The sequence below is a fragment of the Bacteroidota bacterium genome (assembly GCA_016699695.1).
Lineage (GTDB): Bacteria > Bacteroidota > Bacteroidia > Bacteroidales > UBA10428 > UBA10428.
Genome location: CP065006.1, coordinates 3,835,033 through 3,854,434 on the forward strand (window position 1 = coordinate 3,835,033; position 19,402 = coordinate 3,854,434).

At 35.8% G+C, this 19,402-nt stretch carries 18 protein-coding genes; all 18 read right to left on the reverse strand.

Features of this window, described 5'->3' with window-relative positions; all coding sequences use genetic code 11:
• Position 1: 1 nt before the first annotated feature.
• Positions 2-550 (reverse strand): hypothetical protein, encoded by a 549-nt coding sequence (locus IPM71_16055; protein QQS51056.1) that lies wholly within the window; start codon positions 548-550, stop codon positions 2-4.
• Positions 551-643: 93 nt separating this feature from the next.
• Entirely contained in the window at positions 644-1,858 is a 1,215-nt protein-coding gene (locus IPM71_16060; protein QQS52872.1) for an IS701 family transposase, read from the reverse strand.
• Positions 1,859-3,014: 1,156 nt separating this feature from the next.
• Complete coding sequence (locus IPM71_16065; GenBank protein ID QQS51057.1) at positions 3,015-3,314, reverse strand: helix-turn-helix transcriptional regulator; 300 nt, start codon at positions 3,312-3,314, stop codon at positions 3,015-3,017.
• Entirely contained in the window at positions 3,301-3,642 is a 342-nt protein-coding gene (locus IPM71_16070; GenBank protein ID QQS51058.1) for a type II toxin-antitoxin system RelE/ParE family toxin, read from the reverse strand. Before IPM71_16070 ends, IPM71_16065 begins: the two co-directional genes overlap by 14 nt.
• A gap of 1,832 nt (positions 3,643-5,474) precedes the next feature.
• Positions 5,475-6,143: a DUF2625 domain-containing protein gene (locus IPM71_16075; GenBank protein QQS51059.1), complete on the reverse strand. Its 669-nt coding sequence runs from the start codon at positions 6,141-6,143 to the stop codon at positions 5,475-5,477.
• Between the two features lie 938 nt (positions 6,144-7,081).
• Positions 7,082-7,750: a DUF2625 domain-containing protein gene (locus tag IPM71_16080; GenBank protein QQS52873.1), complete on the reverse strand. Its 669-nt coding sequence runs from the start codon at positions 7,748-7,750 to the stop codon at positions 7,082-7,084.
• 804 nt (positions 7,751-8,554) lie between these two features.
• Positions 8,555-9,280, reverse strand: a complete 726-nt coding sequence (locus IPM71_16085) for a hypothetical protein (protein ID QQS51060.1) — start codon at positions 9,278-9,280, stop codon at positions 8,555-8,557.
• Between the two features lie 223 nt (positions 9,281-9,503).
• On the reverse strand, positions 9,504-9,995 hold the full coding sequence (locus tag IPM71_16090; protein ID QQS51061.1) for a hypothetical protein: 492 nt from the start codon (positions 9,993-9,995) through the stop codon (positions 9,504-9,506).
• Between the two features lie 8 nt (positions 9,996-10,003).
• On the reverse strand, positions 10,004-10,600 hold the full coding sequence (locus IPM71_16095; GenBank protein QQS51062.1) for a hypothetical protein: 597 nt from the start codon (positions 10,598-10,600) through the stop codon (positions 10,004-10,006).
• Between the two features lie 738 nt (positions 10,601-11,338).
• Complete coding sequence (locus IPM71_16100) at positions 11,339-11,629, reverse strand: helix-turn-helix transcriptional regulator (GenBank protein QQS52874.1); 291 nt, start codon at positions 11,627-11,629, stop codon at positions 11,339-11,341.
• A 24-nt stretch (positions 11,630-11,653) separates the two neighbouring features.
• The gene (locus tag IPM71_16105; GenBank protein QQS51063.1) at positions 11,654-11,974 is read right to left on the reverse strand and encodes a type II toxin-antitoxin system RelE/ParE family toxin; all 321 of its coding nucleotides are present in this window, start codon (positions 11,972-11,974) and stop codon (positions 11,654-11,656) included.
• A gap of 229 nt (positions 11,975-12,203) precedes the next feature.
• Positions 12,204-13,328 (reverse strand): SIR2 family protein, encoded by a 1,125-nt coding sequence (locus IPM71_16110; GenBank protein QQS51064.1) that lies wholly within the window; start codon positions 13,326-13,328, stop codon positions 12,204-12,206.
• Positions 13,329-13,508: 180 nt separating this feature from the next.
• Entirely contained in the window at positions 13,509-13,952 is a 444-nt protein-coding gene (locus IPM71_16115) for a hypothetical protein (protein QQS51065.1), read from the reverse strand.
• A 146-nt stretch (positions 13,953-14,098) separates the two neighbouring features.
• Entirely contained in the window at positions 14,099-14,536 is a 438-nt protein-coding gene (locus IPM71_16120) for a hypothetical protein (GenBank protein ID QQS51066.1), read from the reverse strand.
• A complete protein-coding gene (locus IPM71_16125; GenBank protein QQS51067.1) occupies positions 14,484-16,061 on the reverse strand; it encodes a hypothetical protein in 1,578 nt (525 codons plus the stop codon). Before IPM71_16125 ends, IPM71_16120 begins: the two co-directional genes overlap by 53 nt.
• Before the next feature lie 318 nt (positions 16,062-16,379).
• Entirely contained in the window at positions 16,380-16,901 is a 522-nt protein-coding gene (locus IPM71_16130; protein QQS51068.1) for a helix-turn-helix domain-containing protein, read from the reverse strand.
• Positions 16,898-17,134: a DUF4160 domain-containing protein gene (locus IPM71_16135; GenBank protein ID QQS51069.1), complete on the reverse strand. Its 237-nt coding sequence runs from the start codon at positions 17,132-17,134 to the stop codon at positions 16,898-16,900. The genes IPM71_16130 and IPM71_16135 overlap by 4 nt, the downstream gene beginning before the upstream one ends.
• 1,602 nt (positions 17,135-18,736) lie before the next feature.
• Complete coding sequence (locus IPM71_16140; protein ID QQS51070.1) at positions 18,737-19,390, reverse strand: hypothetical protein; 654 nt, start codon at positions 19,388-19,390, stop codon at positions 18,737-18,739.
• Between the last annotated feature and the right edge of the window lie 12 nt (positions 19,391-19,402).

Below are 19,402 nucleotides of genomic sequence, written 5' to 3' on the forward strand. Positions count from 1 at the left end.
CCTATTTTGTATATACATTGTTAGCGGCTGGCTTCTCATATTTTATGTCTATAAATTTCCCAATCTTTATAATCTGTTTAGTCCGCAGTTTCCTTTCTTTTTCTTGCTTCTCTTTTATTGGTCTTACAAAATTATCTTCCCAAATTTTAAAGTCAAGGGGTTTCAATTTTAATTCGTGCAATTTAAAAATTAAGAAGTCGATTGAAGATTTAAAGTCGGGATTATATTTATCAATTGGTACCACTGTAACAGCATTTCCACCAAAACTAATTGACCCAATATCATACTTATTACAATTCTTCTGGTCAAAATGCCATTTCATATCCTTATCACCCAAGTTTTCTGGATAATCATAGTATGAATTAATTGTGAAATAGAGTTTTTTTCGTTTTTTAATCACTTCTTCATGTGGATAAATTTGAATCCAAAATCCATTGTAAATTCCTCTAAACACTAAATCGTCATGTAAATAAATTCCATACTGCTCTAATATTTTAAAATTATCCTTTTGTAATTTTTGAATCTGATTTCCACGGACGATTATTTCCATTATTATAAATCCGAATAATTGTAATCCAAATGTAAAAGCAAAACCTAAAATAAAAGCTTTAACTGTAGATATATTAATTCTACTTTAACAGATTTACAATTTTGAATATGAGTAATTTATATCACGCTGTCGTTTTAAATGCCGGTCATAAATTCTATCAATCATTTGTTCTTCGGTCATCTGTTTATAAAGTTTAAAAGTGATAAATTCTTTAATATCACGAGCCGATAGTAAAGGTAAATCATCAAAGCAATGCAATTTTTCTTTTAAAATAAATGACGAGACCAAAAAGTTTAATGCAACCTGGTGTTGCCATGCAAGCCATTTTCGTGTCTGAAACTGGTCTAGCCCGAGTATCTGTTTTGATTCTTTTATGCAATGTTCTACAAAGTACCGTTGTGCTTGCATATAGGCTATAGCTTTCTTAGTGTATTGTTCAAGATTAGCATTGGTAAAAGAATATTTTATTTCGTCCTTGCCTTCTTTGGTTTTCGTTTTACGGATAACCAGTAACCTTTGCTCTACTTGCATTTTACTGTTATTGATTATCCAAAGCTTTATAAAATGATAGTCAGCTACAAGAACTCCTTTGGCTGTATTACGAACACTAATACGCTGCCAATTTTCGTCATTTAAAGTCTGTAAATATTTTGATACACTTAATTCGTCTGTAGTTGCTTTTAATTTCTTGGGTTCACGACCCTTATTGCTTTTTCGCTCGGGAATAGCCAAGTCAGGACGTTCCAAATATATTTTTTGGTCTTTATGGATATCCAGCATGTACAGATAACCAAGCAAATCTATGCTGCTGGCAAAATCCACATCGTTACCATAATAACCATCGCCTCCAATAAAATCGAAGATGATGCCATTGGTTACTTGCTGGCGAATAATTTCTAATGCCAGTTCGAGCTTAGTTTTAAATGTTCGGTGCTTTACAGGAACGCCTGCTTTTTCGCATCTTGTCTTGTCGTCACACCAAGCCTTGGGAAGGTATAGTCGGGCATCAACCATTGATGCAAAATCCCCATTACTTAAACAAGCAAATACCGCAACCTGACTATTTGATAGTTTCCCTACATTCCCACAATATTGATGTCCAACGCCTACGCTATGGTCGCCTTTTTTTACCCAACCACTTTCATCAATAATCAATCCTGTAAGTTTTCTTTTGGGTAAAACCTGGCTTACTTCCTGGGCTACTTGATTTATCAAAACTCGATGATCCCAGTTAGACTCAGTTATAAAGTGCTGCATTTGATGGTAGTTAGCTCCCAAATCTTCGCTTATTCTTTCAATATTGCGCATCTGACTTTGTATTATTCCTAATGAATATTGCTGTGCTTTGTCAAAGAACTTCTTTGTTGAATTACAAAATACATGCTGATAATCATTAAGGTGAACACTAACTCGCTCTATTACAGAGGTCAGTGTTTTTCCATATCGATTATTATTTTTACGTTGTATTAAACATTTTTCGGAACGATAAGCCTGTTTTTCTGTGCATTGAAGATACTGAATTTCCTTGAAATATCAATGTTTACAAGGGTTTTGTTTAATCTGTTAAAGTAGAATTAAATTCATTATCAACAAGCGATACAAGAAAAATAATCAGTCCTAATATTGGCCCATAAAACAAAGGCGGAATAAAATAGCTTTTATATTCTTCTTTTCTAATTAGTCTTACTTTCATTGTTTTTTAATTAATCTGTTAATGTACCGCTCTGTATAGCTTGCCGCTAACGGTACGCCAATATGAGCAGGCTGGGCTTAAAACCGCCAACCCAAAAAACCAGCGATACCGCGGATTAAATATACAAACTTTTCTATTTCTGCAACCCCCAGCTTGCTTATATTGGCTGTTATAGCCTGGTGGCGGCGTGTTAAAAGCGCAAAGCTATATGGGCGCACAAGGTTTGGAACATCATTTTGCCCCCGGAACCGGATTTAATTGCTATCTCATCTATCTGCCGGGCATTTAATAGCTGCAGGACTTGTCAGGGTGCAAAGCAAAGTGGCGGAAAAGTTGTTTCAAAAACCATTAGCCAAACCATTGGCTCAGAGGCTGAGTAAATGGTTATTATTAAGCAGACAAAAGGCTTTATTGCCAAAAGAGCCAAAGCTTACTCATGGTTTTGGAATTGGTTTTTGAACTTTACCCAAGTTTTGTGACACTTTGCAATCCGTTACAATAGCGCCCAATTAAATGAAGGGGTGGGACTGGGGCATGCAAAATGTGTTATCAAACCGGAGCTAACTTAGATGCACTATCAGTAAAATGACCTTAAAATTGGCAGGTGACACTTGGCTGTAACGGTGGCAATATGAAAAGTTGGGGAGTTCGGAGCGATTATCTATCAAGCTAAACAGCACTTAATACGAAGCAAAACCCTTGAATAACCTATTAAACCCCAATTTTTTATATTGCATGTTGCCGGTATGTGCTTTTTTTTCAATCTTTCATTTAAAATTTTATCGAAATTTCAAGATGTCCGCCAAGTCCTTCTGTAATAATCCGCTGAAGAGTCGAAAATCGAATATCTTTTAAATCCTTTTCCAATTTTGAGATATACGATTTATTTGTCCCGGCTAGCCCTGCAAGCTGTTCTTGAGTCATGCCCTTTTCTTGTCGAGCCTGTTGAATCAAAACTCCTAATTTGAAGGCTTCATATCCAGCTTCAAATTTTTCACGTTTTTTAGTCCCCTTTTTGCCAAATTCCTCGTCAATAAATTGGTCTAAAGTCTTTACATTATTCTTTTTCATCTAAGTACTCCTTCCTTATTTTTTGTGCCTTCTCTATTTCTTTTATCGGTGTCTTTTGTGTTTTCTTTTGAAATCCATGGCCTACAACAACTACATTTTGGTCATCGAAAAAGCAAAAAATCCTATAAATATTACTACCTAATTGAATACGTATCTCATATAATCCATCTGTATTTTCAAGATGTTTGAAATAAATCTCCGGAATCATGTCTAAATCTTCAATAATCCTAAAAGTCCAAATAATCTTGGTTTGAACCTTTTTTGTTTGCGATTTATAAAAGTCCCGAAAATAGTCCTTATAAAATATTAGTTCACGTTTTTTAGTCATGATGCAAATATACAAAAAGTAGTCCGAAAAGACAACTATCTTTCAAATTACGTAAAAAATGTCATTTTGCGGTGTTAGCATTACCGGCAACGCCCAGCAGTATGCGCAGTGCGGGAACTTTGAAATGCCCGACTGTCAGAACTACTGAATGTTAATTGCTTGTACATGGCTCAAATATAGCAAAACAACCCGTATTGCGTATACTGCTTGTTGCGTGCAGTGGGTTTTTGTTTTATTTCTTTGTTCTATCAATCCCAATAAACAGCTAAAGCGAAATATCCAAACAGTTTAGCGCAATTGGATTTTAAAATCCCGTTGTAGCTTAATTTTTAGAAATCTCACGTTTACGATAGCCTTTATAAATCAGCACATAAAAATCTACTTGCAGCCAGAAGTCAATTTGTGTTTGACTTATTTACTTGCACTGGAAGTCATAATATAAGTAGGAGAGAGGCTTTTTGTAATCCGTGTATTAAAATCTACTTGCAGTCAGAAATCAATTTGTGTCTGACTTATCTACTTGCACTGGAAATCACAATACGAGTAGTAGCGAGGCTTGTCAGAATTGGCTCTCCCAATAACTCTTAAATCATTAAATCATAGAGTTTTCATACGTTAAATACATATCCAGTAGCAAATCATAACAAACTTCTCAAATCCTATCGAGCGTTGAGTTCAAATGGTATCAGCATCATTGATTTCTTGCAGGTCAAATCAAAATAAAAGTGCAGCGATAGGAATCCTGATGCAGAAAGCTTAAAACGGAGTAAATACTTTTGCCGGGCTACAGAGTCAAATCAAGATGGGTTTATGTAATACCGAAGGATACCTATCGGTGTACTTTACTTTCATCCGATTTACAGGTGTCATGGTTTTGATGCCATTGCACGCAACGCCCAGCAGTATGCGCAGTGCGGGAACTTTGAAATGCCCGACTGTCAGAACTACTGAATGTTAATTGCTTGTACATGGCTCAAATATAGCAAAACAACCCGTATTGCGTATACTGCTTGTTGCGTGCAGTGGGTTTTTGTTTTATTTCTTTGTTCTATCAATCCCAATAAACAGCTAAAGCGAAATATCCAAACAGTTTAGCGCAATTGGATTTTAAAATCCCGTTGTAGCTTAATTTTAGAAATCTCACGTTTACGATAGCCTTTATAAATCAGCACATAAAAATCTACTTGCAGCCAGAAGTCAATTTGTGTTTGACTTATTTACTTGCACTGGAAGTCATAATATAAGTAGGAGAGAGGCTTTTTGTAATCCGTGTATTAAAATCTACTTGCAGTCAGAAATCAATTTGTGTCTGACTTATCTACTTGCACTGGAAATCACAATACGAGTAGTAGCGAGGCTTGTCAGAATTGGCTCTCCCAATAACTCTTAAATCATTAAATCATAGAGTTTTCATACGTTAAATACATATCCAGTAGCAAATCATAACAAACTTCTCAAATCCTATCGAGCGTTGAGTTCAAATGGTATCAGCATCATTGATTTCTTGCAGGTCAAATCAAAATAAAAGTGCAGCGATAGGAATCCTGATGCAGAAAGCTTAAAACGGAGTAAATACTTTTGCCGGGCTACAGAGTCAAATCAAGATGGGTTTATGTAATACCGAAGGATACCTATCGGTGTACTTTACTTTCATCCGATTTACAGGTGTCATGGTTTTGATGCCATTGCACGCAACGGTTGATGGTTGCGAGTCGTGCGTGGAGTGCGGAGTGATCACCTATCAGTGTACAATGAGTTACATTTACGAGCCACCTGCTTTGCCCGCCCACCAAGGCCCGTATGCTCGCAGACCATGTGTTGCCAGCAGCTAACTATTTATTATTTCTATCATCAAAATATATACCCCATAATTCTTCTATTGGTACAGCTTTTTTGCTTGTATTATTTATATCTTTTCCCTCCTTTGTCCACAAAAAAGGAATAATATGCATCCCTTGGTTACCATCCATTTTTGAAATATCATCAATCCAGTTATCCCATCGATAACCCTTATAGAACTTATTTAAATCGCCTTGAAAGCAAAAAATCAGAAAGTCGGAATAGCTTAAATTTGTATTTTCCCAAGTTAAATTGTCAGGAGCAAAATAGAATACTTGACCAATAGAGTTCTTATCCAGTCCACCGGCATTTATGGCAAAAAACCCTCCCAGTACATCATCTGCTACCAGTAAAAAAGGAAGCTGCTCTCCAAATTTTCTGTATGTTTTATTTCTATTCCATTCCATAAGGCTTCTATTGAGTCTTTGTGAACCAGACCCTAGAATTCTTATCCATCCATTATCAACGAAAATTCCGCCAGTTTCATAAATTATAGCACCCATTGGTGACCGAGTTGTCACTTGGGCTTGATATAAAGCACTATCAGCTCTATCATTATCTTTAGGCAGAATCTCAACTTTATTTGTTGCATTTCCAATCCATTCAGATACTAATTCCCAGCCAGGTTCATTAGTATTTATCAAATCTTTTAATTCTCTCATCTTTGATTGCTGAGAATTTAGAGTCACAGTTAAGCAAAATCCAAAAAAACAGTTAAAAATATTTTCATGTTATGATGATTATTTCAGTTGCTGGCAACGCCCAGCAGTATGCGCAGTGCGGGAATTTTGGAAAGCCCTACTGTCAGCCTTACTGAAAGTTAATTGCTTATACATGGCTCAAATATAGCAAAACAACCCGTATTGCGTATACTGCTTGTTGCGTGCAGTGGGTTTTTGTTTTAAAATTTTGTCCTTTTGTCCAAATAGATGGTGAAGGCTAAATATCCACGGTTAGTTAATGTCTTTTACAATTTTAAATCCCGATGAGAGCTTATTATTTAGAAATCCCACGTTTTCGATGACGTTTAAAAATCAGCGCATTAAAATCTGCTTGCAGCCAGAAGTCAATTAGTGTTTGACTTATTTACTTGCACTGGAAGTCACAATACGAGTAGGAGCGAGGCTCGTCAGAATTGGCTCTCCCAATAACTCTTAAATCATTAAATTATAGAGTTCTCACACATTAAAAACTGCACTAAATGCAAATCACAATCAAATTCTAAAAATCCTTCCGAGCGTTGAGTCCAAATGGTATCAGCATCATTGATTTCTTGCAGGTCAAATCAAAATAAAAGTGCAGCGATAGGAATCCTGATGCAGAAAGTTATTAAAGTGCACTAAGTCTTGTCGGACTATAAAGTCTTGTTAAAATCGAATCACATAATCCCGAAGGATACCTATCGGTGTACTTTACTTTCATCCGATTTCCAGGTGTCATGGTTTTGATGCCATTGCACGCAACGGTTGATGGTTGCGAGTCGTGCGTGGAGTGCGGAGTGATCACCTATCAGTGTACAATGAGTTACATTTACGAGCCACCTGCTTTGCCCGCCCACCAAGGCCCGTATGCTCGCAGACCATGTGTTGCCAGCAGCTAACTATTTATTATTTCTATCATCAAAATATATACCCCATAATTCTTCTATTGGTACAGCTTTTTTGCTTGTATTATTTATATCTTTTCCCTCCTTTGTCCACAAAAAAGGAATAATATGCATCCCTTGGTTACCATCCATTTTTGAAATATCATCAATCCAGTTATCCCATCGATAACCCTTATAGAACTTATTTAAATCGCCTTGAAAGCAAAAAATCAGAAAGTCGGAATAGCTTAAATTTGTATTTTCCCAAGTTAAATTGTCAGGAGCAAAATAGAATACTTGACCAATAGAGTTCTTATCCAGTCCACCGGCATTTATGGCAAAAAACCCTCCCAGTACATCATCTGCTACCAGTAAAAAAGGAAGCTGCTCTCCAAATTTTCTGTATGTTTTATTTCTATTCCATTCCATAAGGCTTCTATTGAGTCTTTGTGAACCAGACCCTAGAATTCTTATCCATCCATTATCAACGAAAATTCCGCCAGTTTCATAAATTATAGCACCCATTGGTGACCGAGTTGTCACTTGGGCTTGATATAAAGCACTATCAGCTCTATCATTATCTTTAGGCAGAATCTCAACTTTATTTGTTGCATTTCCAATCCATTCAGATACTAATTCCCAGCCAGGTTCATTAGTATTTATCAAATCTTTTAATTCTCTCATCTTTGATTGCTGAGAATTTAGAGTCACAGTTAAGCAAAATCCAAAAAAAACAGTTAAAAATATTTTCATGTTATGATGATTATTTCAGTTGCTGGCAACGGTACGCCAATATGAGCAGGCTGGGCTTAAAACCGCCAACCCAAAAAACCAGCGATACCGCGGATTAAATATACAAACTTTTCTATTTCTGCAACCCCCAGCTTGCTTATATTGGCTGTTATAGCCTGGTGGCGGCGTGTTAAAAGCGCAAAGCTATATGGGCGCACAAGGTTTGGAACATCATTTTGCCCCCGGAACCGGATTTAATTGCTATCTCATCTATCTGCCGGGCATTTAATAGCTGCAGGACTTGTCATGGTGCCAGGCAAAGTGGCGGAAAAGTTGTTTCAAAAACCATTAGCCAAACCATTGGCTTAGAGGCTGAGTAAATGGTTATTATTCAGCAGACAAAAGGCTTTATTGCCAAAAGAGCCAAAGCTTACTCATGGTTTTGGAACTGGTTTTTGAACTTTACCCAAGTTTTGTGACACTTTGCAAGCCTTAAAATAGCACTCCAATTAAATGAAGGGGTGGGACTGGGGCATGCAAAATGTGTTATCAAACCGGAGCTAACTTAGATGCACTATCAGTAAAATGACCTTAAAATTGGCAGGTGACACTTGGCTGTAACGTTTAGTATATGCAAAGTAGGCGGTTGCGGGCTTCAAACCTATCAAACCGTAACAATTTTGAAGCGGGCTACAACCTTTGAATTTACTACTATTGCGCCTATTTTGTATATACTGTGTTGGCTGTAGTACTTCTTTAATCTTCAAAGTCATTTATATTTTTCCAGAAATAAGGTGAAATCCAACAGTCAGTCGAATCGCATTCAATTTCTTCGTAAACAAGTTGTTTTTCGGTTTCTTCTCCGAATGAAACAATCTCTATTTTTATCTGCTTTTCATTCTTATCAGTAATCTCAGCAAGTATTACGTTGTCTTTTCTTGGTTCTCCAAGCCAGTTTCTTTCGTAATAAATGTGTTGAGCAATAGTGTCTCCAATATTAAACTTACTCATATGATTTACCCAAGCAACTGAATCTTGTTCCGCTCTCCATTCAGGATTATTCATATTTACATACCATTGATGAATATCTTTAATCTGTTGTTCAAGATTAATATCCAATCCGTTTAATTTTCTATAATAGGAGCGTAAAATAACTCCAGACATATCATCGTTATGAAATAATCCTTTTGCTGCTAAATCCTTTCTTAAATCTGACTTTGTAACAATTAATCCAAGTAAATATCTGTTGTATAACCAATAATTCCTAATCCACATTCCAATGGTAAGATGCGTTTGAGCAATAAAATCATTTTCAGTCATAGTTTTTATCAGATTTTTTGAAGAATCAGGAATAATTTTATCTAACTGCTCTAATGATTCACTAAAATCCTCTGGAATATATTTCTTTTCTTTTTTGGTCAGTTCTTGTCCAAATAAATTGATTGAAATTATCAATCCAAGTAGTAAAATATAATTTCTCATAATCTAGTTTTCTTAAATGACAATCTCAAATTTCGTCTCCCCTAATATTTATGGCATAATCTGAATGTTCCTGCTGCGATTGTATTACAGCCAACGTTCACCGGTATGGCCAGTAAGGGATTGCGGGTGAATCACCTATCAAGTTACGACGAACTTTGAGGCGGGTTACAAACCTTAGCATACCACTGAAACCCTTATTGGCTATACCGATTGTTGGCCACAGTTAATTATTTTTACTTAATATCTCTATTGCTTTCAAAATTAAAGGGTCATAATTGTTTTTCAAATCTTCAATCCTATTATACATCTCAATGTTTGCTGGAATACCTTCTCTCTCATAGCAAATTTTATTAGCGTCATATATTCTCTCATTTGAAAGAGTTCCCCAGACATTTTCACTTTCATTAATAGTATAATTCATAGTATTAGAAAAAATGCCTTTTGTCCTTGAACCAATTATTGAAACATTAGGTAAATCCTTTACTCCAATTAAAAAGTTTTCAGCAGCACTCGCCGTCTTACAGTTTGTCAATATTACGATAGGGTTAAGAAAACGCAGTGATTTATCTGGCCTTAGCGAATAAGGTATCAATTCAGAAAAACTTTCATGATCTCCATTTAATCTTGTACTTAAATAATAGGTAATTCTTTCTTTATCCAAAAATCTGGTCGCTAAATAATTGCTCCAGTCATTTCCTCCATTATTATTCCTCAAATCAATGATTAATGCTTTTTATCAATCATATTTGTTAAGATTGAATCAAATAAATTAGTTGAATTAACACTATCAGGAATTAATAAATTATCATCAAATAAAGCCTCTATTTTCCCATAGCACCGACTAATCCTGATGTATCCAATATCATTGGACTTTGCCTGATAAAACAAAGAAATCCCTTTTTCAACAGGTCCGAGTCCTTGTATGTTATCAAAATTACTCATTGTAAGAGTATGATTGCATACTGCCCACAAACTGTCTTTTAGTATTCTGTTCGGAAATTCAATGTCGAATGAGCACTTATAGGTAGTTTTAAAAATTAACGAATCGCCTTTATAAATATAAGAGTGACAATCGTTCAATAATTCTAACATTTCTTTAAAAATGTTTATTAATTCATTTTCAGTAGTCTTTGGAGTAACTTTTTTTCGAAACAAGTCGTGTTGTTGTTTCCAATCGATTGCATATAAATTAAAAAAGGCATAATTATCTTCATATGCTTGCCAAACGTTCTCAAATGATTTTTCTGGTTCACTTAATCCTTGAGAATAAGCAAAATTAGAAAATAGAGAGAAGCAAAATATCAAAATCAATATTCTCATGTTTTGTCGTTTTTTTAATTGTGGCCAACGGTACGCCAATATGAGCAGGCTGGGATTAAAACCATCAACCCAAAAAACCAGCGATACCGCGGATTAAATATACAAACTTTTCTATTTCTGCAACACCCAGCTTGCTTATATTGGCTGTTATAGCCTGGTGGCGGCGTGTTAAAAGCGCAAACCTATATGGGCGCACAAGGTTTGGAACATCATTTTGCCCCCGGAACCGGATTTAATTGCTATCTCATCTATCTGCCGGGCATTTAATAGCTGCAGGACTTGTCAGGGTGCAAAGCAAAGTGGCGGAAAAGTTGTTTCAAAAACCATTAGCCAAACCATTGGCTCAGAGGCTGAGTAAATGGTTATTATTCAGCAGACAAAAGGCTTTATTGCCAAAAGAGCCAAAGCTTACTCATGGTTTTGGAATTGGTTTTTGAACTTTACCCAAGTTTTGTGACACTTTGCAATCCGTTACAATAGCGCTCCAATTAAATGAAGGGGTGGGACTGGGGCATGCAAAATGTGTTATCAAACCGGAGCTAACTTAGATGCACTATCAGTAAAATGACCTTAAAATTGGCAGGTGACACTTGGCTGTAACGCCCAGCAGTATGCGCAGTGCGGGAGTTTTGGAAAGCCCGACTGTCAGAACTGCTAAATATTGATTGCATGTACATGCCTCAAATATAGCAAAACAACCCGTATTGCGTATACTGCATGTTGCCTGCTGTAGCTTTTTTAACCAATTGAGATATTCAAATGCTTTCCTAATCCAGTTTCAATTAATTTATAATAAGTTGAAATCTGAATATCACTTTGTCCACGTTCAATTCTTGAAATATAGCTTTTTTTTGTTCCAGTCTTTTCGGCAAGTTCTTCCTGAGTCACATTAGATTCTTTTCTTGCTTCTTTTAACATTATTCCTAATCTGAATGCAAGTGAATCAGCATCGAACTTATCTCTCGATGGAGTGCCTTTTTTTCCATACTGTTCTTTTAATAAGTCTTCGAAATCAGTTACATTTTTCATCTTATTGTCCTCCATATTTTTCTTTCAAATACTCTTTTTCAACTTCTCAGCCATTTTTATCTCCCTTTGTGGAGTTTTCTGTGTTTTCTTAAGAAAGCAATTTGTTAGTACAACAAGGTCTCCTTTGTCTTGAAAGCATAAAATCCGAATACTTTTAAAAGTCGTGATTACTCGAACTTCATAAATACCATCTGTGTTTTCAAGTAATTTGTAAAATTTCTTTGGTACATGCTTTTCAAATCTGACTAAATCAAGAACATATCCAATTTTCTCTTTAATCTTTGAATCCTGGCTCTTGTAAAAGTCCACAAAGTTATCCTTGTATGCAATTACTTTTCTAATCATGACACAAAGTTAACTAATCAGTTTACTTATTCAAAATCAAATCAAGATTATTTTTGCTGTTAGTGTCTCCCGCTATAGCAGGCAACGGTTTGGCGGTATGGTGTCGTAGGCGTTGCATCGCACTGTTTTTGCTATGAAAGATAACAATTTGCGGCTTACGTTCCTATCTCCCGTGGCACGCCATAGCCTATGCACTATACCGGCTGTTACATGCTGGGCTTTATTAATCTTATATTTCATCTAGAGTAATTTCTTCAAACTTTTTCTCAACAAAACGTACTGATGGATTATTAAGCAAGTTAATATGAAAACTTCCTCTCGCTGTCTGTTCCAATTGCTTTTTGTCAGGATGTACAATTACTAATTCTTTGCCAGGTTGATGTGCAAAATGAGTAATCCGAGTGTTTATTCCCTTATCACAAAAGCCATAACCTGAAATGATTATTTTATCTGTATTTAAAATCCTGTTTTTAAAAGTATCAAATACTATCTCATAGTAACCACTTAAATAATTTAGCATTTTATTAAAAGTCCCGATAAGAAAATATGGTAATCCGTCAGTGAAATGTAATCTTTCATCTAGAGTGTAATACCTATCAATCTGTGCATCGTAATCTAAGGGTACCTTATATAGGTTTGAGCTACCATTTTTATCTTGAAAAATGAACCAATCAATCGAACCATGTAGTTTAAATAGATTTAATCCTTCAGTTTTCGCTAATAAACTTTTGTTAAAGAAGGAAATTTTATCGCTCTTCTCAAATCCAAAATTGAAATCTAGATTACTCTGAGCAAAATATGTTTCCAATAAGATATCATGATTTAGAGTATAAACATCAATGTCAGGTGTTTTATCCAACAGTTTAGAGATAATATCAAATTGAGAGACATTTCCATTTGAAAGCTGTAGTAGCTGATAGATTATGTAATGAATGTATCGTTTTGCCTCATTCATATATCTTGTGAGGTCATTATCAAATAAACCTAGTTCATCTGAGAAATCTGTTAGTATCTTTTGAATTAAGGGATACAGGGCAGGATTCTCATATTCTTTACTCTCACTTTCTGATATTTGATAAAGTAGATAATACAGCTCTTCGTAATTAAAACCATATCTTATTTCAGCATGGGTGTGATATTTTTCAATAATATCCTTTAAGTAATCTAGTAAAAGTTGAATCGATGCAGAGTAATTACAAGTCTCAGGATTTTTGTAGAGATAATAATTCATGTCGCCATTTCTAGCAACATTATCTGCATTAAGTATGGTATCAGTAATTTTCCCTACATTCGGTAGGTCTGAATAAAGAGAAACTCCAGAACCAAATAAAATTGAAATCTTTTTATCAGCCATATCGTTTCATTTTTAGCAGGATGCCATCAGCCTTGCATGTAACGGTGGCGGTATAATACGGGCGGCGTTAGGAATCGCTTTCCTTTCTGCCGTTACAAACCTTTATAGGAATTGTAAACCAACATGCACGCACTTCACCGCCGACTGGAATATACCGCATGTTACCAACAGGCGTTTTTTCTATCTTTCTGGAAACGAATCAAGTTCCTTCTGTAATTCAATCGCAACTTCGTTAAGTTCATTACAAGTATATTCAAAATCAACGAAATACTCTTTGTTTTCTTCAGCAGATTGTGGTCTAGATTCAAGATCAAATCTTATTCTTATTGTTTGGGTATTCAGATCTTCATTTAGTTTTTCAAAGCATAAATTGGGTTCAGTAAATTCTATCGGATTCATTTCAACTTTCTGGTTATGCGATAAATCTTTAAACCATTTAGCTAATCTTCTTAGTTCCCATGTAGTTAAAGAAGGATCGACAGTTTGCCAATTACCAAGTTTACTTTTTACTCTCAAGTAAATCAATAACCAGTTTCCATCCCAATCACCTGTTTTAATTTCAGGATATTGATAATTAGTCACTTTAAATTCAACAGTCTGATCGTGCAATCCTCGAAATATCATGGTTTTCTTTTTACGCTTGTTGGTAACGTATGGGTATATGATTAGTGGCGGAGTTCAAAGCGATTCATTATCAAGATAGCAAGGGGCTTGATAGTAGCACAAGCCCCGCCATTAATTATATACCGTGTTAGCGTTTCGTTGCTTCTCTATTTATTCGCGTTTTCAAAATCCTCATTTGTGAAAGTATATGAGTATTTAACACGATTATTCTCCTTGTTTGTTGTTGTGTAATTATTCTTATTTAGAATATTATAAGAGGATTCAGAATTTGGCAAAAAGTTTATTTCTTTTACATTTCCAAATTCTAGAACTACTGAATCAGAATATGCAATAATACCTGTTACACTTCCGAACATTATTTCTATCTCTTGAATAAAGGTACTGTCAATTGCAATGCTATACGTACTGCTATAAATCTCATCATCAATTTTTGAGATAGCTTTAATGCTGATATCATAATCAGAATTATTAAAAAAATAATATTCCTCGTAGGAAACTTTGTCAGTTTCTCCTTTATCGCAAGACTGGAAACTACTTAGTATTCCAATAAGTAAAAGCTGCATCCAAATTATTTTCTGTACCATTTGTGTATTTATTTTTAATGTTATCCCTCCAACCGTTCCAATTTTTTTGACCTTTTAAGGCATCTTCAATCTGTTTCAAGGTATAACCTGAAACTTGGTCGTTATATGACTTATATGAAGGTGGAGAACCCCAATCATCTTTATCGTTATCCCACCAAGATGAAGTACCTTTTGTACCAAAACCATCAATCATATCTCTCACAATTCCAGTATAGTTAATACGTGCATATGATGGGTTATATGATGAGTAAATCATACGAGTTAGTTCTCTCTGGACTCCCCGTGCCCAACTCTCTTTTACTATAGTTTCAGTATCATTAAAATCTCCGTGTCCCATATCCCAATGTGAAGCATGAGCTAATTCATGAATAACAGTTCCGTAAATATCATCATCATCATGCTGAGGATTCCATATTTTTATCCAGTTAAGAATGCCTAAAACCCTTTTCCATGCAGCATGCTGTCCATTTATATCATCGTTACTTTCATTCATTGCCGCAATTTTCATTTGTGCCTTTAGTGCAGAATTACCAGGAGGCCTTTTAATGCCACCTGTATTACCGTAATAATAATGCCAAGCCGCCCTGTGAATTGTTGCATAAAAAATTGATGCTCCACTTGAAATGTGTAAATTCCAAGCTCCTTTTTGTTTAGGTCCATTATACCAAGCCTGGCCAGCGGTTCCACTTCGAATGCTATACTCGTACCTATCCCATTTAATGGAGTAGTTTACCTCATAAATAAATCCTCCCATACTAAATTGCCCAAGACTATTAGTATTGCAATCTTCCATATGAGTAGCCCATCTTGCATGAACATTAGCTCCTTCCAACGGGATAGAACCTAAAATGTCATCTTGTACAGTTATTGTACCTGATGGATGCCATCTTTTTGGCTTAAACAATCCATTTGTGCTTTTTAGATTGTTCTCGGTTTCTTTTATGTTTCCAGTTAGTTTGTATGATTCATAAACTAATTGCTCATAAAAATTAGCCCCGATTGATGCACTTTTAAGAGTTGTGTCTAATTCTAATGTATCGAAATTTGGGATGAAAACCTCATACAACAATTCGTGTTGAATATTAGGTATTTCTTTGTCAATTGGTACAACACAATATTGCCATGTAACAGTGGTATCAGGCAGCTCAGGGTCATGGTAATAAGTACCGTATACCTCAATTTCATAGTCGAGTGGAAAATCATAGAGAACAAAACTTGTGTCACTCTTTAACAAACCCCATTCAGCCTCATCTTTCGGTAAAAATCTAAGATATTTTTTATTTGGTAGGATTTCGTCTACCGGGGCATCTTCACCTGCTGATTTTAGGTTCGAATAGGCAGCTTTCATGTTGTAGATAGCGTACGGGTCATTAATCTTTTCACCTAATACTACTATTCCATCTGATACCTTGTGGGTTTGTTCTTCTGTTGTTGTATTGCTCTCATCCTGTATCAATTTATCCTTTTCACACGAGAATAAACCAAAACTAAAAGCAAGGATTGCTAAAAGAAATTTATTTTTCATTGAAAATCATTATTTTATGGTTAATACTATAAAATTCAATCCTTTTTCAAATTTAATGAAAACCAAAAGGATTGCAATGCCTTGTTTATCGTTTCACAAGACAGGTTTTCATTTCTAATTGTTCTCAACTTGTGTCCATAATCTTTACCGTTAATGTTATGCACTGTCGTTCTTTGCAATGAACGCTAACGGTGGCGGTATGCGCAGTGCGGGGATTTTGGAAAGCCCGACTGTCAGCACTGCTGAATGTTGATTGCTTGTACATAGCCCAAATAAAGCAAAACAACCCGTATTGCGTATACTGCATGTTGTGGTTAGTTACTTAATTGATATTTCTAATTTTCTTCCTAAACCAGTCTCAATTATCTTTCTCAAAGTAGCAATCTCCAAATCTGAACGGTCATTCTCAATCCGAGAAATATATGTTCTGGAAGTACCACTTTTCAAAGCTAAATCTTGTTGTGTTAATCCACTTCTTAATCTTGCCTCTCTGACCATTTGTCCCAGTTTTAATGATAGTTCTGATTTCTCAGGTTGGCTATATTTAAGCAATATATCAGCACCAATCTCATAAGGGACTTTCATTTTTTTTCCATTTCTCATCGTAATGTATTGCTCGACGTTATCCCACGAAAGAGTATTTCCTTCAAGTTTAACTTTTGCAAATTCTTTTGAATCAAATAGAATATTAACTGGTGAGTTTTCATTCACTCCATTTTTTTTAAGGATTTTCCTAAAGTCAATAATTCTCGATTCTCCATTATTAAAAACCACTGAAATTGCCAATTCACTAATCCAGTTGATTTTTAAAATCCGTGGTATTTTTATACTCTGTCTCATTTTAACTCAGGATTTAATTCATAAAACACTTCTAAAGCCCAATCAGCATTACCAGCCAACCAATCGAAAACTTGTTTTAATTGTCTGTTCGGTAAATTCCCGGAATAAATCACACCTCGCTCAATCTCAATTAAAACTTCAAATTCATTATAATCGGCATGAATATGAGGAGGTCTATGTTCTCCGTTGTAAACATGTATCTTAATACCATTAAAACTATCAATCGTTGGCATTGAAAATCATTTTACACAAAAGTATCTAATTAGATACTAAAATCCAATCTTTGTCCGTTTAATCTTTTATAAAATTCTCATTTGTAATTAACCACAACGCCCAGCAGTATGCGCAGTGCGGGAAAATTGAAATGCCCGACCTTCAGAACTACTAAATGTTGCCAAGTTGTACATAGCCCAAATATAGCAAAACAACCCGTATTGCGTATACTGCTTGTTGCGTGCAGTGGGTTTTTTGTTTTATTTCTTTGTTCTATCAATCCCAATAAACAGCTAAAACGAAATATCCAAACAGTTTAGTGCAATTGGATTTTAAAATCCCGATTTAGCTTAATTTTTAGAAATCTCACGTTTTCGATGGCTTTTAAAAATCAGCGCATTAAAATCTACTTGCAGTCAGAAATCAATTTGTGTCTGACTTATCTGCTTGCGCTGGAAGTCACGGTACAAAATAGGAGAGAAGCGTTTTGTAATCCGTGTATTAAAATTTACTTGCAGTCAGAAATCAATTTGTGTCTGACTTGTCAACTTGCACTGGAAGTCACAATACGAGTAGGAGAGAGGCTCGTCAGAGATGGCTCTCCCAATAACTCTTAAATCATAGAGTTTTCATACGTTAAAAACATATCCAGTAGCAAATCATAACAAACTTCTCAAATCCTTCTGAGCGCTGAGTCCAAATGGTATCAGCATCATTGATTTCTTGCAGGTCAAATCAAAATAAAAGTGCAGCGATAGGATTCCTGATGCAGAACGTTAACTACAGAGTAGAAACTTATGCCGGGCTACAGAGTCAAATCAAGATTGGTTTATGTAATCCCGAAGGATACCTATCGGTGTACTTTACTTTCATCCGATTTCCAGGTGTCACGGTTTTGATGCCATTGCACGCAACGGTACGCCAATATGAGCAGGCTGGGATTAAAACCATCAACCCAAAAAACCAGCGATACCGCGGATTAAATATACAAACTTTTCTATTTCTGCAACCCCCAGCTTGCTTATATTGGCTGTTATAGCCTGGTGGCGGCGTGTTAAAAGCGCAAAAGCTATATGGGCGCACAAGGTTTGGAACATCATTTTGCCCCCGGAACCGGATTTAATTGCTATCTCATCTATCTGCCGGGCGTTTAATAGCTGCAGGACTTGTCACGGTGCCAGGCAAAGTGGCGGAAAAGTTGCTTCAAAAACCATTAGCCAAACCATTGGCTCAGAGGCTGAGTAAATGGTTATTATTCAGCAGACAAAAGGCTTTATTGCCAAAAGAGCCAAAGCTTACTCATGGTTTTGGAACTGGTTTTTGAACTTTACCCAAGTTTTGTGACACTTTGCAAGCCGTTTCAATAGCGCTCCAATTAAATGAAGCGGTGGGACTGGGGCATGCAAAATGTGTGATCAAACCGGAGCTCACTTAGAAGCACTATCCAAAAAAAAGACCTTAAAATGGCAGGTGACACTTGGCTGTAACGGATACATGTATAAAACGTTGGGGATTGCGGGCTTCGTCACTGTCTGCCGTTGCAAAAGCTGATGCGGGGCAGAATACTTCAATTAACCACTTAAACCCCAATGTTTTATACATGATGTTGGGCACTGTTAATTTTATTTCTTTTCATTTTCCAATCGTCTAATTGCCGTTTCATTTGTATCAGAATCAACACCTTTCAATAGTAACAGAGTCCTCTTTCTTCTGTCTTTATAGCGAAGTTCGGTCAACAATCTGTCAGGGTTGTTATTCAATTCTTGTATTCTTTGGTTGTAATATGCGTAAACAGCTGTGTCTTTCTGATAAAAGTACTGATACTCTAGTTTTGCCTTTTCTGGTTCTCCTTGAATTTCGTAAAGATTTCCAATATACCACCTGAAGTCATGATTTAATTCTGCTGCTGCTTTTAGTAGGGTCATTGCTTTATCATAGTCTCTTTGCTTGACATAACAGCCTGCCTTGTTTGCCATATTTCTTGGAGAGTCGAAAGTCAACGATTCTGTCGTCTTAAAACGCTCGAGAGCAAGGTCAATCTTGTCATTGTCGTAATAGATTTCACCAATGATAGTGTGAAGATTAGAAACCTTCCATTCGTCAAGAGATTTGTCATTTTCTATTAATGAGTCAGCATAGTTTACTCCAAAACTCAAGTTACTGTCTGTGCGTTTGTATAATTCTTCAATTTTAGCTTCCCATGCGTAAACTTCCTTGTTCTGTTGTTCAGCTTGCTTAGCAAAATCTTCTTTTACATCGTCCATAAAATCGTTCATGTTTCTCTGTTT

Bases quoted from the DNA above. Each gene is read 5' to 3' on its own strand.
- IPM71_16055 (QQS51056.1), bottom strand. From the start codon at position 550: ATGGAAATAATCGTCCGTGGAAATCAGATTCAAAAATTACAAAAGGAT.
- IPM71_16120 (QQS51066.1), bottom strand. From the start codon at position 14,536: ATGGTACAGAAAATAATTTGGATGCAGCTTTTACTTATTGGAATACTA.
- IPM71_16110 (QQS51064.1), bottom strand. From the start codon at position 13,328: ATGGCTGATAAAAAGATTTCAATTTTATTTGGTTCTGGAGTTTCTCTT.
- IPM71_16130 (QQS51068.1), bottom strand. From the start codon at position 16,901: ATGAGACAGAGTATAAAAATACCACGGATTTTAAAAATCAACTGGATT.
- IPM71_16070 (QQS51058.1), bottom strand. From the start codon at position 3,642: ATGACTAAAAAACGTGAACTAATATTTTATAAGGACTATTTTCGGGAC.
- IPM71_16135 (QQS51069.1), bottom strand. From the start codon at position 17,134: ATGCCAACGATTGATAGTTTTAATGGTATTAAGATACATGTTTACAAC.
- IPM71_16095 (QQS51062.1), bottom strand. From the start codon at position 10,600: ATGAGAATATTGATTTTGATATTTTGCTTCTCTCTATTTTCTAATTTT.
- IPM71_16115 (QQS51065.1), bottom strand. From the start codon at position 13,952: ATGATATTTCGAGGATTGCACGATCAGACTGTTGAATTTAAAGTGACT.
- IPM71_16140 (QQS51070.1), bottom strand. From the start codon at position 19,390: ATGAACGATTTTATGGACGATGTAAAAGAAGATTTTGCTAAGCAAGCT.
- IPM71_16075 (QQS51059.1), bottom strand. From the start codon at position 6,143: ATGAGAGAATTAAAAGATTTGATAAATACTAATGAACCTGGCTGGGAA.
- IPM71_16125 (QQS51067.1), bottom strand. From the start codon at position 16,061: ATGAAAAATAAATTTCTTTTAGCAATCCTTGCTTTTAGTTTTGGTTTA.
- IPM71_16065 (QQS51057.1), bottom strand. From the start codon at position 3,314: ATGAAAAAGAATAATGTAAAGACTTTAGACCAATTTATTGACGAGGAA.
- IPM71_16060 (QQS52872.1), bottom strand. From the start codon at position 1,858: ATGCGCAATATTGAAAGAATAAGCGAAGATTTGGGAGCTAACTACCAT.
- IPM71_16080 (QQS52873.1), bottom strand. From the start codon at position 7,750: ATGAGAGAATTAAAAGATTTGATAAATACTAATGAACCTGGCTGGGAA.
- IPM71_16085 (QQS51060.1), bottom strand. From the start codon at position 9,280: ATGAGAAATTATATTTTACTACTTGGATTGATAATTTCAATCAATTTA.
- IPM71_16105 (QQS51063.1), bottom strand. From the start codon at position 11,974: ATGATTAGAAAAGTAATTGCATACAAGGATAACTTTGTGGACTTTTAC.
- IPM71_16100 (QQS52874.1), bottom strand. From the start codon at position 11,629: ATGAAAAATGTAACTGATTTCGAAGACTTATTAAAAGAACAGTATGGA.